Annotated in this window: 15 protein-coding genes and 2 tRNA genes; 5 read left to right on the forward strand and 12 right to left on the reverse strand. The window is 32.1% G+C overall.

The genetic code is table 11. The features are described 5' to 3' along the window. Positions 1-44 precede the first annotated feature (44 nt). The 3 genes from OM074_RS08935 to OM074_RS08945 all read right to left on the reverse strand — a co-directional run bounded on the left by OM074_RS08935 (position 45) and on the right by OM074_RS08945 (position 3,243). The gene (locus OM074_RS08935) at positions 45-557 is read right to left on the reverse strand and encodes a GNAT family N-acetyltransferase (protein WP_301199119.1); all 513 of its coding nucleotides are present in this window, start codon (positions 555-557) and stop codon (positions 45-47) included. A 94-nt stretch (positions 558-651) separates the two neighbouring features. Continuing rightward, complete coding sequence (gene hcp, locus OM074_RS08940; protein ID WP_301199120.1) at positions 652-2,298, reverse strand: hydroxylamine reductase; 1,647 nt, start codon at positions 2,296-2,298, stop codon at positions 652-654. 63 nt (positions 2,299-2,361) lie between these two features. Further along, positions 2,362-3,243 (reverse strand): ATP-binding protein, encoded by an 882-nt coding sequence (locus OM074_RS08945; RefSeq protein WP_301199121.1) that lies wholly within the window; start codon positions 3,241-3,243, stop codon positions 2,362-2,364. Positions 3,244-3,388: 145 nt separating this feature from the next. On the opposite strand from OM074_RS08945, the gene OM074_RS08950 reads away from it, so the two are divergent. The 4 genes from OM074_RS08950 (at position 3,389) to OM074_RS08965 (ending at position 5,285) form a co-directional block, all read left to right on the forward strand. After that, positions 3,389-4,060, forward strand: coding sequence for a Crp/Fnr family transcriptional regulator (locus OM074_RS08950; RefSeq protein WP_301199122.1), 672 nt, complete (start codon positions 3,389-3,391; stop codon positions 4,058-4,060). A 71-nt stretch (positions 4,061-4,131) separates the two neighbouring features. Further along, entirely contained in the window at positions 4,132-4,887 is a 756-nt protein-coding gene (locus OM074_RS08955) for a NigD1/NigD2 family lipoprotein (protein WP_301199123.1), read from the forward strand. 210 nt (positions 4,888-5,097) lie between these two features. After that, positions 5,098-5,171, forward strand: a tRNA-Arg gene (locus tag OM074_RS08960). Between the two features lie 40 nt (positions 5,172-5,211). After that, a tRNA-Arg gene (locus OM074_RS08965) sits at positions 5,212-5,285 on the forward strand. A 110-nt stretch (positions 5,286-5,395) separates the two neighbouring features. Here the strand turns inward: OM074_RS08965 and OM074_RS08970 are convergent. The 6 genes from OM074_RS08970 to OM074_RS08995 form a co-directional block, all read right to left on the reverse strand. After that, a complete protein-coding gene (locus OM074_RS08970; RefSeq protein WP_301199124.1) occupies positions 5,396-5,662 on the reverse strand; it encodes a DUF493 family protein in 267 nt (88 codons plus the stop codon). A gap of 53 nt (positions 5,663-5,715) precedes the next feature. Then, a complete protein-coding gene (locus OM074_RS08975; protein ID WP_301199125.1) occupies positions 5,716-6,510 on the reverse strand; it encodes a hypothetical protein in 795 nt (264 codons plus the stop codon). A gap of 225 nt (positions 6,511-6,735) precedes the next feature. Then, the gene (locus OM074_RS08980) at positions 6,736-7,212 is read right to left on the reverse strand and encodes a globin domain-containing protein (protein WP_301199126.1); all 477 of its coding nucleotides are present in this window, start codon (positions 7,210-7,212) and stop codon (positions 6,736-6,738) included. Positions 7,213-7,387: 175 nt separating this feature from the next. Continuing rightward, on the reverse strand, positions 7,388-8,713 hold the full coding sequence (locus tag OM074_RS08985; RefSeq protein ID WP_301199127.1) for a serine hydrolase domain-containing protein: 1,326 nt from the start codon (positions 8,711-8,713) through the stop codon (positions 7,388-7,390). A 149-nt stretch (positions 8,714-8,862) separates the two neighbouring features. Then, positions 8,863-10,053, reverse strand: a complete 1,191-nt coding sequence (locus OM074_RS08990; RefSeq protein WP_301199128.1) for a lipoprotein N-acyltransferase Lnb domain-containing protein — start codon at positions 10,051-10,053, stop codon at positions 8,863-8,865. Between the two features lie 30 nt (positions 10,054-10,083). Beyond that, complete coding sequence (locus OM074_RS08995; protein ID WP_301199129.1) at positions 10,084-10,446, reverse strand: hypothetical protein; 363 nt, start codon at positions 10,444-10,446, stop codon at positions 10,084-10,086. 214 nt (positions 10,447-10,660) lie between these two features. On the opposite strand from OM074_RS08995, the gene OM074_RS09000 reads away from it, so the two are divergent. Next, on the forward strand, positions 10,661-11,821 hold the full coding sequence (locus OM074_RS09000; RefSeq protein ID WP_301199130.1) for a hypothetical protein: 1,161 nt from the start codon (positions 10,661-10,663) through the stop codon (positions 11,819-11,821). 226 nt (positions 11,822-12,047) lie between these two features. Here OM074_RS09000 and OM074_RS09005 read toward each other — a convergent pair whose 3' ends face one another. From OM074_RS09005 to OM074_RS09015, 3 genes are all read right to left on the reverse strand, one after another. Beyond that, positions 12,048-12,962, reverse strand: coding sequence for a dihydroorotate dehydrogenase (locus OM074_RS09005; protein WP_301199131.1), 915 nt, complete (start codon positions 12,960-12,962; stop codon positions 12,048-12,050). Next, positions 12,956-13,732 (reverse strand): dihydroorotate dehydrogenase electron transfer subunit, encoded by a 777-nt coding sequence (locus tag OM074_RS09010; protein WP_301199132.1) that lies wholly within the window; start codon positions 13,730-13,732, stop codon positions 12,956-12,958. Before OM074_RS09010 ends, OM074_RS09005 begins: the two co-directional genes overlap by 7 nt. A 304-nt stretch (positions 13,733-14,036) precedes the next feature. Then, positions 14,037-14,528, reverse strand: a complete 492-nt coding sequence (locus OM074_RS09015) for a helix-turn-helix domain-containing protein (protein ID WP_301199133.1) — start codon at positions 14,526-14,528, stop codon at positions 14,037-14,039. Between the last annotated feature and the right edge of the window lie 118 nt (positions 14,529-14,646).

The raw sequence follows: 14,646 nt of genomic DNA on the forward strand, positions 1-14,646 counted from the left end.
TGAATAGATAGAAAATTCAATACTTTAAAAGGAGGGAAGGGATTTTATTTTATTCTCTTTTCTTCTATTTTAGTTTTATAGGCTTTAAAACCTGCCTTTTTGTATGTAGAAAGCGCGTTAGGGTGATCTAAATCGCAAGTATTTAACTGAATCCATTCAGGATTTAAATTCCATGCTAATTCTATAGTTTTATTGAGTAAGTATTTTCCAAATCCTTTACCGATAAAAGGTTCTGTAAGTCCAAAATACAGGATTTCTACATATTGAGATTCCTTGATTAGTTCACAATATCCAGCAAATTTTTTATTAATGCTGAATGTGTGAATATGTGTATTAGGATGGTTTATCTTTGAGTTAAGTTCTGACGTATCCATAAAAAACCTGTCTAACCAATTGAGTTCAGCTCCAACATCACGGTACATTCTCAAATACTCTGCAATATCAATAGGTTTAGCAAATTCTTTTATAATAATATGCTCCTGAGAGTCTTCCCTTTTTACAGGAGGATTGTCCATTCTTAAAAAAGTGATTACCGATTCAATTGTTTTATAATTCATCCTTTAGCTATAAAGCCTCTAAAATAAAACAAAAATCCCCCGCATTTATAAATGAGAGGGATATTATATATATTATTAGTAAATACTATTAATATTAAGAAAGAATCATACTTTCTATATCAGATTTCACATCTGAAATTCCTCCAATTCCAAAGTTCTCTACTAAAACATTAGCAACATTTGGAGATAGGAACGCAGGCAACGTTGGTCCTAAATTGATATTTTTAACTCCCAGGCTCAATAAGGCAAGCAATACTATAACTGCTTTTTGCTCATACCAGGCAATGTTATATACAATAGGAAGATCATTGATATCTTCTAAACCAAACACTTCTTTTAATTTAAGCGCAGTTACCGCCAACGAATACGAATCGTTGCACTGTCCAGCATCCAAAACCCTTGGTATTCCACCAATATCACCCAGTGGCAATTTGTTATAGCGGTATTTAGCACATCCTGCAGTTAAAATAACCGTATCGTTTGGTAATTCATTTGCAAAATCGGTATAATAGTTTCGGCTATTCATTCTTCCATCACAGCCGGCCATCACAACAAATTTCTTAATAGCTCCTCCTTTAACAGCATCCACAACTTTATCTGCCAATTGAAGTACTTGGTTATGTGCGAATCCTCCTACAATTTCACCTGTTTCAATTTCTGTTGGAGCCGCACATTTTTTAGCATGCTCAATTATTACACTAAAATCTTTTGGCTGACCATCAACCCGGTTTGCAATATGTGTACATCCATCAAAACCACTAGCGCCTGTAGTATAAACACGGTTTTTATAACTGTCATTTGGTGGAACAATACAATTGGTTGTAAACAGAATAGGACCGTTAAACGATTCAAATTCCTCTTTTTGCTTCCACCATGCATTACCATAGTTACCAACAAAATGCTCATACTTTTTAAAGGCAGGATAGTAGTTTGCTGGTAACATTTCACTGTGTGTATACACATCTACACCTGTTCCTTCAGTTTGCTTAAGCAATTCTTCCATATCCTTTAAGTCATGACCGGAGATAAGAATTGCAGGATTGTTTCGCACACCCAGGTTTACCGAAGTAATTTCAGGATTACCATAGCTTTCAGTATTGGCTTTATCCAATAATGCCATAACATCAACACCATATTTACCACATTCTAATACCAAACCTACCAATTCGTCTCCACTTAAAGAGTTATTGGTAGTTGCAACCAAAGCTTTTTGGATAAATTGGCAAATTTCTTTGCTTTCATATCCCAAATTTAAAGCATGCTCTGCATAAGCAGCCATTCCTTTAATACCATATGTAAGCAGTTCTTTCAAAGAACGAATATCTTCATTTTCGATTGAAAGAATACCAATGGCAGGCGCAACTTTTAAGAAATCATCTTTTGATTTACCTGCATATGTAATACTTTTATCATCAGAAGTTACCGAAGCTCCGGCCTTATTTAGTGAAGCTTTAATCTGATCTCTTAACTCAATACCTTCAGTAATCTTAGTTACAATTTTACCTCCATCAAAATTGGCATTAGTAATTGTAATGAATAAAGCATCAATCATGAATTTATAGGCTTTCCCATTTTCTAAATTATGATCTACTGCAACTGTATTTACATGAGCAAGGCCTTTTGTCACAAATAATAATACATCCTGAAGAGCGGCAACCTCGTCGGTTTTTCCACAAACTCCTTTTATTGTGCAGCCGGTTCCCTTTGCTGCTTCCTGGCACTGATAACAAAACATCGACATAGTTTTCGTTTTTATATTAGATATTTTTAAATTACTTACAGATTATTGTTTATTGATAATATTCTATATCCACTCCTCGGAAAGAACCTCTCCTTCAATAGAAATTACTGCCTTTTTAATTGGAATTTTTCGAGAGGCTAATTGCACAGCTTGTTGAGCTAAACCAAGCAACCCTCCACAACAAGGAACTTGCATAATTACAACAGTTAATGAGTTAATTCGGGCATTATCAATTAAGGCAACTAACTTCTGCAAATAAATATCCATACCACTGTCAAGCTTTGGGCATGCATTTGCCATTACCTTACCTTTAAGAAATTTTTGATGAAAATTGCCCATGGCAAAAGGAACGCAATCTGCAGCTAATACCATATCCGCTTCATTAAAAAAACTTGCGCCCGGATTTACCAAATGCAATTGGGTTGGCCACTGACGTAGTTCAGATGTTTGAGGTATTGCAGTTGTTTCTGATGCTAAAGAAAAAGTATTCCTTTTAATTTCCCGATTTTGTGACCCGGGACAACCACCTCCCATATGATGTTCAGCTTGTGGTTTTTCATTATTATGCATAACATTTATAATTTCTTGTAAATCAAAATCATATTTATCCGGATTCTTTTTCAAAAATCCCATAGCTTCTTTTAAAAAATCAATTTCATTATGATCTTTTAAATGCTTTAAGTGGGCTATAACAGTATTTTTCCCCTTTTTAACCATGATCTCCATTACCTTTACTTCATCATAAGGTTCAGCCTCCCTTCTCTCAATTTCCATAGCTCCCATAGGACAATGACCTAAGCAAGCTCCCAAACCATCACACATCAGGTCGCTGATTAATCGCGCTTTACCATCAATAATTTGTAACGCTCCTTCATGACATCCAGGGACACACTCTCCGCATCCATTGCATAATTCTTCGTCTATTTTTATTATATCTCTTTCCATCTTTATGTCAATTATAGTTTTCTTTAATGCAAAGATGTACCTAAATGCACTACCAAGTCTGTAACATATGTTACAATCATGAAAAAAAAATGTATCTTTCTTTATGTTTTTAAAAAAAACATGATAAAAAGCTTTTATAAATAACATGACACAAGATTTTACAATACTTGAAAAGAGTCCCCTGTTTATGGGATTAAGCCTGGATGAAATTGATAATACATTTGATGGAATCCATTATCAGTTAAAAAAATATAGTAAAGGACAAATGGTAGTTTATTCAGGGCAACAGGTGGATAAACTATATATTGTATTATCAGGCAGTGTAAAAGGGGAGATGATAGATTTTTCAGGAAAAACAATTAAGATTGAAGATATTGAAGCTCCTCGGCCCTTGGCTGTAGCCTTCTTGTTTGGTAAATCAAATACATTTCCGGTTAATATAATTGCAAATATTGATTCCCAACTACTAATTATCCCTAAACCTTCTGTATTAAGAATATTTCAAAAAAATGAAAAGATACTTTTGAACTTCTTAAACACAATTTCAAACCGCTCTCAGTTTTTATCACAAAAAATAAAATTTCTTACATTTCAAACAGTAAAAGGTAAAATAGCAAATTACATTTTACAATCCTCTAAAGGGAAAAGCCAAGTAGTACTCGACAAATCACAAAACGAGCTATCTGAATTGTTTGGGGTAACCAGACCTTCTGTTGGCAGGGGAATGCGTGAACTACATAATGAAGGAATTATTTTAGCAAACGGAAAGAACATTGAAATAATAAACATAGAAAGACTGAAAGAGTGTCTGAAATAAAAACTATCAAACGCAACCTCTATATTTTTTTATAGTCATCTTGATATATAATAATTTAAAAATATTGAGTAATGAAGAAGTTGAAGTTTTTTTTGTATACAATTACTACTTTATTAGTTATTACTGCATGCGACGACATTGAAAACTATGATGCCTATGAAAATTACGCATTAAGTACAGGTACTGTCATATTTGAAGACAACTCATTCCATATTATTACTGATGATGGTTTTAAGTTTTTTCAAAAAGATGATATTAATGATGTTGAAGATGGGATGCGTGTATTGTTTAAATATACAATTGTTGAAGAAATTGAAGGTGGGGAAACTAATGATTATTATGTAGTTATAAAAAATATAAAAGAAATATTGACAAAACCAATATTTAATTTCACTAACGAAACTACAACTGAAATCACAGATTCAATTGGGGAAACTCCAATTCATATTGTAGAAACTTGGTTTACGGATAATTATTTAAATGTTCATTTTGAGTATTATGGAAACTACAAAGTCCATTATGTGAATTTAATACATGATATATCAAATCCTGTTACGGAAAATGGCGAAATAATACTAGAGTTAAAGCACAATGACAATGGAGATATGTGGTCATCTGTTATTTGGGGCGTTGCATCTTTTGATATTTCAGAACTAAAAAAAGAAAACCAAAACTCTGTTAACCTGCTAATAAGAAGCTATGATTATAACCAGGATTATGAATATAATAAGGTTTTAACATATAAATATGAGGACGGAGATAATACGCAGTCGGCACATATTTACAGTAGATACAGAAACTTATTAGACAAAATCTATATTAAATAATCCCAAAGGATAAAAAAAGGCAAAAAAAGAACAGTTTAATGACTGTTCTTTTTTTTAGTTAAAAATCTGAATACCTTATTGTTATTCAGATCTACATTTTGGTTAGTCAAAATATTGTTAAGTTTTTAAGTTTTTTAGTTGGTATGATAAAAATAAATTCCCTATATTTGCACCGCATTTGAGAAAAACGATTGCTCAAATATATTAATTGGATCTGTAGCTTAATTGGATAGAGCACTGCGTTACGGCCGCAGAGGTTAGGGGTTCGAGTCCCTTCAGATTCACTTTTTTAAGATGTAATAATCTGAAAAAAATATTTAAGATGGACCTGTAGCATAACTGGATAGTGCACTGCGTTACGGCCGCAGAGGTTAGGGGTTCGAATCCCTTCAGGTTCACAAAAAAAGTCATAACTGTAGTTATGACTTTTTTTGTTTTATGTGTTAGAATACATTTTTTCTATTAAAATTTAAGCCCTCCTTAAAACAAATAAGAAGGCCATAAAAATTTATAAGGATATTAATCCTTCAATTTTTGATGCTTCTGCAGTAATTTTAACAATACTTTCAGCGTCTTTCATAGAAGCTTTACAGGTGATTGATACAAACTTCAGGTTTTTTGTATGTTTAAAGGATAAAGAACCATGTTTGGGGAGCAAAGCTTTTACCTGATCAACTTTGCCACCTTCATTTGGTACAATAAATTTAAACATGTATAGCATTGGCCACTTTTTGTTCTCCTTTAGTTTTTCCAACAACTTTTGATATTCTTGCATTTTCAATCCTTTTATTTAAATGCAAAAGTAATTAATTATGTTTGAATTTGTTTTTATTTCCGTTTCATTAATCCGTAATAATAAAGCACCTTGTCAGTTTTTACAGGAATTTCATAGGAAACCATTAATCCATTATGCATGGGGGATACCCTTAAAACCAGTTTGAATTCTTCTTGTTTAGAAAAATACACAGAGTATGGCATATTATGGTTGAACTCTGAAATTGAGTAAAAGCATTTCTGCTCTTTACCATCACTAAAAAACAAGGTTGCTAAATCATCTTGCTGTATTTCAATTTTAAAAATATTATAACAACTGATACTATCTGCTACATCTAAAACATTGATACCAACAATTCCCGATTCAAAAGGATCTCCTTTAATTGATAAAGGATTTAAAAACAGATTCCACTGCCCAACCAATTCTTTCTCGGACTTTGGATAAAAGGGTTCACTTAAAGAACTTAATATTAACTTCCTATATATATCATTATTTTTCTCTAATTCAGTACTAATTTTGCTAAGTGTTGCAATGGAATCTCTTAATTCAACATTAATATTGCTATTCTTTATTAATTGGTTTTCGATATTTGAATACAATTGATCAAATCTGCTTATCGCTTCATTTACAGATAAGTTAATTTCTTCAGGAGGGAAGAATTTATCTTTTACATGCATAAAGAACTGATTATAAATATTCCATTCTTTTTTCAACTGATTATAATCCTCATGTAAATTTTTATTAGATTTTATCAATGTATCTAAAGTGTACTGAACTTCTTTTTTGGTTTGTGCGTGCGCAATTATTGATATTAAAACAGCAAATACAATAATTATATATTTTTTCATAATGATTTAATGTTTAAAGAATTATATAAAGCTATAAACTTAAGAAAATCATTATTAAATGTCCAGTAAATCTTTTTTATTACATTTAATCTTTATTGCGAAAAGTTTAAATAGACCAGTATTCAGAAAGGTTCATTTTAAAATCCCCTACAATATTAACATAATATCAACTATAAGACAATTTGAGTTCTATATTTTCAAAGTAGTATTGTAATACAAATTTAATTAGAGTGAGAAATTCATTTTGTAAACAGGTTCGTCATCTTCATTAACCATCCAATTAGAAAACTCATCTAACCATTTCCAAAAAGACAATAATATTTCAAAAGGTACTTCTGTAAGATTACAAATTACTTCTCTATAACATTTCAACCAAACAATTCTAGCCTTAGGTGTAATTTTAAACGGCAAATGCCTATCTGCCAACATTGGGTTTCCTCGCGTCATTTTATAATATTCCGGACCTCCAAAACGTTGAATAAAAAAATCAGCAGATCTTTTTTTTGCACCTTCAAGTAATTGATCTGAATCTGGGAATATATCTTTTATTTCACTTTTGACTAATAAGTCATAATGATCACTGACCATTTTTCTAATCCCATCTTCTTTTAAATACTCAAATAATTTCAAATCAGGTTTGAAATTTTTCCTTCTTTCACCAAAGGGTAACTTAGTTATAGTGAAGCTCTCAGTTTTGTACATATATCTTATTTAACTTAATTTATACGCTTAGATTTTGAAATATACAATCACTTTTAGGATAAGTGCGAAATTTCAATGCTATCTTAAAAGCATTTAAGATCTAAACAAAATAGAGAGACAAAGGTTTATATAAAGGCTAAGCAATGTAGTATAAAAGCGGGCAACTCAATTGTAATTAAAATATAATTCTTTTGCGTGAAGGTTTTTCTTTTGTCTTTAGATCAAAAAGGTTTTGTGTTGGCCATTCGTCAATCTTAGCAATGCTGCGGTCCATCATATATTTAATGTCATTAGCAAACTCAGGACCTTTCCATGAACTGGTATTAAATACAATTGCATATGAAATGCCATCATCGCGTCGCATAACTAAAGCAGATGTTCCTGCTAATGTTCCTGTACGATACCAATATTTACCATCCCGAACACCGCGCCATCCTAGTGGACTTCCTCCTAGAAGCTCTTTACTGACCATTTCATTTATGCTTTCTTCCGAAAGTATATCTTCAGGTTCATCAAAGCCATCTATTGCTACAACAAGTTTCAGAAGATCTGTTGTGGAACTTACCCAACCACCGGCTGCACCTAAGGTTTTTATGTCGTTGCCACCATAACTTCTTAATACTTGTTCTGCACCTCCCATATGATCTTTTACAAAATATCCATCCTGAGGTTCATAGTACTTTACTTCCAGGTCCAGGCGCTCCCAGGGATAGCTTCTTCCTATTTGCATATCAAAAATCTCCAATGGATATAATACATTGGTTTTCACATACATTTCATAATCTAAACCGGAAGCTTTTTCTATAACTTGTTCAAGAATTGTATAACCAAAATTGCTATAGGACGACATTGTTCCAGGAGGATAATGCAAACGCTTTTGAAGCATAAATTGAATAATATCTTCACTTTCTATAGGATACTCTACCCCAAGCTTTTGACTAATGACCGTTGGCATAAACATAGGATCACCCCAGCGGTTTGTCCAACCTGCAGAATGGTTTAATAACTGACGTACTGTAATCCTTTCTACTTTTTTATCCCTATAATTCAGGTATATAGAATCATTTAAAATTCCATCAGATCCAAAAACTTTACTTTCTAAAGTCAGTTTTCCTTCTTCAGAAAGCTTCATGATGGCCACAGCTGTAATTAATTTTGAAACACTGGCTATTCTAAACAAATTATAAGGTTCAACACTAATAGAACGTTCTTTGTCTGCATATCCATACCCTTTTGCAAAAACTAACTTGCCATCTTTTGCGATTGATAAAGAAGCTCCTGCCAAATTATTTCTCCTAAGAAACCTATTTACATTGTAATCAACAACTTCAAATTCTTCGAGGTCCGAAAAAACATTTGATATACGATGTGACGAAACTGTTGGTTTAGGGGGAATAAAATCTCCACCAAACGAGTTTCCTGAATCAAATACAGAAAGACTTATAATTCCAAGCGTTAATAATATGGTTGTAGACGTTGTTATTTTATATAATAATGACATTAAGCTCGATATTTATTGGCTCAAAAATACACAAATACTAGAAATATCCCACTAGATATATACTTTAAAATTGTACTCCAGCCTGCATATACACACATTTTAATGGCCTATACGATAATTTAATGCAATTGTTACCCTTTTGCCCGTTACTAAGGGGTTTGTAATTCCATAAAAACAGGTTTAATCCTACTTATTATTCTATATAATATAATGATTGAGAAAGGCAAACTTGCTTGAGGAAAATCCTGCGGAATCCAGTACCATCCAATTATAAAAATTGTAACCAAGACCAGGTTAACCCACAATAATTTCTTGTTTTTATTTGATTTCCAATTGAATAAAGCAATAATTATAAATGATGGAAAAGACCATAAAATATTCATATTATACCTGGTAACCTGATGATCAGTAGCCAGCCATAGATATAATATTAATAGCCCGATTAAACCACATACACCAAACAAAATTCTATCAAAAATATTCCATGCAAAATGTGCTTTATTAATTAAAAATGATCCTAATAAAACTAAAATAAGAAGCATCCATGCACAAAAGATTGGGGTAATTCTAAAATTGTCTCCAGTTTTAGTCAAATCTTTTTCTAATAAAATATTTGTTTTTGCTATCAAATCTCTTGAATTATCTGTGCTACTGATTTCAGAATTATTTAAAACTTCCATTAAAAAATCAGGTAAAAAAGTAGATTCTTTTGGGGTAGCAATTTTATCTGCCGGGAGTCCAAGAAGAATTTTTAGCCCCATTTCTATCCATGGAGATTCTGATAAATAATGATGTAAGTAATTTCGAAAAGTCCTATCGCAATTTATTGTATCGCGCTTAATTATAACTTCACCATCAATATTGTCCTTAATTATATCAAATATTCTGGTGGCACAATTGTCATAAAAAAAATCATATTTATAAAAGCGATTCTCTGGCTTATAATTCTCAATTAGTGCATTAAAAATTTGTTGTTTCTCTTTGTATGAAAGGTTCAATTCCTGTTCAATCACACCCCGGTTATCTGAAAAATATTCTGGTAAAAACCTTTTAAATTTATTATAACTAAGAAGATAATTCAATTTCCCGTTTGCAAACTTCAGGTAAAAGTTTGGCGTATTAAAATCAAAAGTTCCATAATTGAATACCAAATCAACATTACGTTCCTTATCAAATACCCTAATTGCCGAGTGCCCAAATGCAGAATATAATTCATCTCCTTCCGAACAAGTTAATATCGAAACAGTTGCGCTTTTTGATAGTATATTTTTGCTATACAGGCTTACAGGTAATATTACCAGGATGACAAATCCAATTAAATGCCTAAAAAAATTATGCATATATTTTAAATTTGCTCCAAATATAATCAATCAAACCATTCCTTGTAATAGTAAAGGGTGCAGAAATTTTAATACTCTTGAAAATTCAACTTTGTTTAGTCCCTTAACAGCATTTCTTACTCTATCCGTAGTGTAATATATACCATTAGAAATATTGGAAATTAACGAATTAAATACTTTGTTTACAACGAATATTTCATAATCGAGCATACCCTTCTTTTTATCACTTGTTTTTTGTTCGCAAGAAGTATTAACTGTTTGCATTTTTTTGCCAGGATATGTTTCTGCAACCCAATAATATTCCGGATCAGCGAAAAGGTTCATAAACCAATCAATACACATTTCGGTTATCTGAATTAACCATTTCTCAAAACTTAATTTTATTTCCAACATAACTTAAATACTTTATTAGGTGATTAATTAATTTACTAATATGATTTCAAAACTAATACTGTATTTTGTTGTATTAAAGACATTTAAGTAACTTTTTCAATATTTAAGTTAAACTTGATCGACTTAAATTCAAAAATAAACTCCTTAATTATTACTTAATTATACACTTAATTATTTCTTAAAATACCTATATTTGTGGATTAAAAGCCTGTAAATGACAAGTATTAGAAACCAACATACGATCAAGTTGTTTTCTACTATCCTCAACCATATTTCCGAACTGGTTGTGGGTGTAGATAAAATTGTTGGTATCTATAACCAGGAAGATGGAAATAATCTTCTTGAAGGAATTAGCTTATACATGCAGAATGGTAGTCTTGTTGAGCACAGGTTAGAAATAGACCAAAATAACCAAGGTCTACTTCAACTACAGAGCGATCGAATACAATACAAATGGTTAAACTCAGCTCAAGTTCCGTTTGAAGAAAGGCATTTGGGTACAGGACAATTAAATATTTTTAACGAATATGAAAACCTGATATTGTTAATATCAATACCTCAGTACAATAGCTTAAAAAGAAACTTGGTTTTTATCTATTTTAAAGGTGATTTTGATCAATTTGGAGTTCAACACGATAAAGCTAAACTTAGTACACAGAATAAATCTATAATTGGACATTTAATATCAAAGTCTGTTATTTCCCTAAACAAAGTTTATTGGAATCAAGAAGCCAAGTTAATGCGATTTGCCAGGAAATCACAGGAGGTCATTAAGTATCAGAAAAATTCTATTGATAGTGTAGCAAAAAGTGAGGCATTAGAAAATCTGGTTATTGGCTGGGTAATGGATTATCTAAATAATTTAAGTCAAGCAGGTTCGGTTAATTATGTTTTACAGAATGAGGCACTCCAAAAGATTACAGATTATAAAGGTGAATTTTCAGAACTAAAAAAAGCTATCCAGGAAGCAGCAGAGTATGCGTTTTTATTAAATAGCTATAGTGGATCTGATATGGTTACCATTGAGGCTGATTTCATAACCTTAAATACATATGTAAACAACAGCGAGTTTACATATGAAAACATAAATTTGCCACCACGATTGAAAAAAACACATGAATTATTAGACCGGTTGGAAAAATATGCGCTAAAAATTTCTCATGAAGGACTTAGCCTTACCAGCTATAATGTTGGCAAGTCAATGAATAGACCAATAACAGCTGCTGCAATTTCTGATTCACTAAGTAAAAACAAGGATCGGATAAACACCTTATTTAAGCAGTTTCCTGATAAATGGAACTTTATAAAAAACAATTTCAGACCAATAATCAATGTTACAGCAAGGGATAATATTCACTTAAAAAATTGGGGATAGTCGTTTATTTACTAATCCTTACTCGATAACAGGAAATACAACTCATTTTACATATGTATACACAAAATACGTTATCCTTATTAATAGCCTCTTTTGAAAATTAGTGGTTACATGTAACTTAAAACAAATTTGTTACACATGTAACTAACACATTAATCACCCCTGTTTAATATTATAAAAAAAGGATGCATATATTCTATGCACCCTTAATATTATTATATCCGATTTATTCTGTAATTAAGCCACCTACAAGATCATTAACATCATTAATATCGTGACGGTGCATATAATCCTTTATTCCATCAATAACCTTTATGGTTACCTGTGGATCAATGAAATTAGCAGTACCAATCTGGATAGCCCTGGCACCAGCCAACATAAACTCTATGGCATCATTTGCATTCATAATACCCCCCATACCAACAATAGGAACCTTAACAGCATTGTAAACCTGCCATACCATCCTTAATGCAACAGGCTTAACACATGGCCCCGATAAACCACCTGTAATAGTAGATAAGGAAGGTTTACGTTTTTCTGCGTTTATGGCCATGCCCAATAAAGTATTTATAAGCGATAAGGAATCTGCTCCCGCGCCTTCAACTGCTTTCGCTATCTCTGTTACATCTGTAACATTAGGCGACAACTTTACCATTAGGTGCTTTTTGTAAACTTTTCTAACTGCTTCTGTAACAGCAACAGCTGAAGGACAATGTACTCCAAAAGCCATCCCGCCTTCTTTTACGTTAGGACACGAGATGTTAAGCTCTATTCCCGGTATATTATCCAGTTCATTAATTTTCTCTGCCGTTGCCACATAATCCTCAATTGCAGAACCAGATACATTAACAAATATTCCAGTATTATAGTGTTTTATCCTTGGATATATATCACTGATAAAATAATCAACACCTTTATTCTGTAATCCAACAGCATTGAGCATTCCACTAGGCGTTTCTGCCATCCTGGGATATGGATTACCTTCCCGATGGTGTAATGTAGTTCCCTTTACTACAATACCTCCTAAATCATCAATATTTATAAAATCCTCATATTCTTCTCCAAAACCAAAGGTTCCAGAGGCAGTCATAACCGGGTTTTTAAGGGATAGTCCGTTTAAATCTACAGCTAAATTTACCATTCTTTTAAGTCTTTAATATCAAACACCGGTCCTTCAGTACAAGTACATTTATGACCCTCTTTAGTATCTACAACACAGCATAAACAAGCACCTATACCACAAGCCATCAGGTTTTCTAAAGAAACCTCACATTTAATATCCTTGTTTTTTGCTTTAGCAGCTACGGCTCGCATCATGGGATCCGGTCCACATGTATATACTATATTCATTTGGTTCAAATCCTCATTCATCAATGGATGATCCGTTACAAAACCTTTTATCCCCTGAGAACCATCTTCTGTGGTAACAGCCACTTCAGCAATCTTCTCATAGTTATCCAGTTCCATTAAGATTTTGTTATTTCTGGCTCCCAAAAGGAAGAAAGGTTCAACACCATTATCCTTTAATATCCTACCTAATATTAACATTGGCGCTACTCCAACACCACCTCCCACAAGCAAAGCTTTACTGCCTTTTGCAGGAATTGTAAATGAATTTCCCAAAGGATAGATCATATCAATTGAATCTCCTTCTGAAAGCTTAGCAATTAGGCGACTTCCTTCGCCAACTTCCTGAATCAATAGGATAATCTCATTTTTACTTTCATTTACTTCGTGTATTGAAATAGGACGCCGTAAAAACGTATTGGGACCATTTTCTACTTTTATGTCTACAAATTGACCGGGGTAAATCGAAGGCAATTTATCTTGACTGGCAGCATGTATAATCACATACTCATCGTTAATTCTTCGATTTTTAGTGACAGTTAATAACTCTACTTTTTTGCTCATTGTATAATTACATAATAAAATTTGTTGTTTACTCATGTAAACACCTTGCGATAAATCATGCAAATATAGAGATTTTGAGTTGATTATCAATCATCAGGATTATAATGCAGAAAAATCCTTTTTGCCTTTTTACATTTAACAGAACAGGATGTTAAACTCCCGAGCTCTGCATATAGGAAACTTCATCCTACCCATTAATTTTATCACTAATCTAATTTATAGGCAGTTATCCTCAAGGCTTTAATTATTATTTATAGTTAGTACATACTCACCTGAGGATGATCGTTGAAATAATAGCAAATGATCAATGCTTTCTTTCCGGATAGTAAGTTTCAAATGAATAATCAGAATAAAAGAATACAATCTTTTCTAATACTTTTTCATTATTTTCTTCAGAATCTTGAATAATATTCTCGGAACTCTTTTTCGTAGATGGTTTTATAGACTTTTCTATGGTTGATTCACTTTCCTTTGCTTTATTTAAATCAGGACTTTTTTTCACATGTACAGGAGGCTCATCTGTTTGAATTTCTTCAGTCCTAAAGAGTTCTTTATTTACATGTACATTTTCAACCTTTTCATGTTGGTTACGATACATATTACCTTGCCCTAACATTAACCAATCCGGATTAATATGAGGGAATTTAGTAAGGACTTTCTGCAGAATATCCAGACTAGGGTTATTACGCCCTGATAAAAGATGAGATACACTAGATCTGTTTACACCGATCATATCGGCAAACTTAGATGATGATATTCTTTCTGACGATAATAATGTCTGTAACCGCTGTTTCATTAATCAACACAATTAACAATTGTAATACTAATTTTATTACACATGTAATATATAAAAATGAATATTTATATTACTTATGTAATCACAATAGAATGCACTAATAATATACAAATGTAAT

Source organism: Plebeiibacterium marinum (assembly GCF_026013615.1).
Lineage (GTDB): Bacteria > Bacteroidota > Bacteroidia > Bacteroidales > Marinilabiliaceae > Saccharicrinis > Saccharicrinis marinus_A.

Bases quoted from the DNA above. Each gene is read 5' to 3' on its own strand.
- OM074_RS08980 (WP_301199126.1), bottom strand. From the start codon at position 7,212: ATGTACAAAACTGAGAGCTTCACTATAACTAAGTTACCCTTTGGTGAA.
- OM074_RS08990 (WP_301199128.1), bottom strand. From the start codon at position 10,053: ATGCATAATTTTTTTAGGCATTTAATTGGATTTGTCATCCTGGTAATA.
- OM074_RS09015 (WP_301199133.1), bottom strand. From the start codon at position 14,528: ATGAAACAGCGGTTACAGACATTATTATCGTCAGAAAGAATATCATCA.
- OM074_RS08985 (WP_301199127.1), bottom strand. From the start codon at position 8,713: ATGTCATTATTATATAAAATAACAACGTCTACAACCATATTATTAACG.
- OM074_RS09000 (WP_301199130.1), top strand. From the start codon at position 10,661: ATGACAAGTATTAGAAACCAACATACGATCAAGTTGTTTTCTACTATC.
- OM074_RS08945 (WP_301199121.1), bottom strand. From the start codon at position 3,243: ATGGAAAGAGATATAATAAAAATAGACGAAGAATTATGCAATGGATGC.
- OM074_RS08935 (WP_301199119.1), bottom strand. From the start codon at position 557: ATGAATTATAAAACAATTGAATCGGTAATCACTTTTTTAAGAATGGAC.
- OM074_RS08995 (WP_301199129.1), bottom strand. From the start codon at position 10,446: ATGTTGGAAATAAAATTAAGTTTTGAGAAATGGTTAATTCAGATAACC.
- OM074_RS08955 (WP_301199123.1), top strand. From the start codon at position 4,132: ATGAAGAAGTTGAAGTTTTTTTTGTATACAATTACTACTTTATTAGTT.
- OM074_RS09005 (WP_301199131.1), bottom strand. From the start codon at position 12,962: ATGGTAAATTTAGCTGTAGATTTAAACGGACTATCCCTTAAAAACCCG.
- hcp (WP_301199120.1), bottom strand. From the start codon at position 2,298: ATGTCGATGTTTTGTTATCAGTGCCAGGAAGCAGCAAAGGGAACCGGC.
- OM074_RS08950 (WP_301199122.1), top strand. From the start codon at position 3,389: ATGACACAAGATTTTACAATACTTGAAAAGAGTCCCCTGTTTATGGGA.
- OM074_RS09010 (WP_301199132.1), bottom strand. From the start codon at position 13,732: ATGAGCAAAAAAGTAGAGTTATTAACTGTCACTAAAAATCGAAGAATT.
- OM074_RS08970 (WP_301199124.1), bottom strand. From the start codon at position 5,662: ATGCAAGAATATCAAAAGTTGTTGGAAAAACTAAAGGAGAACAAAAAG.
- OM074_RS08975 (WP_301199125.1), bottom strand. From the start codon at position 6,510: ATGAAAAAATATATAATTATTGTATTTGCTGTTTTAATATCAATAATT.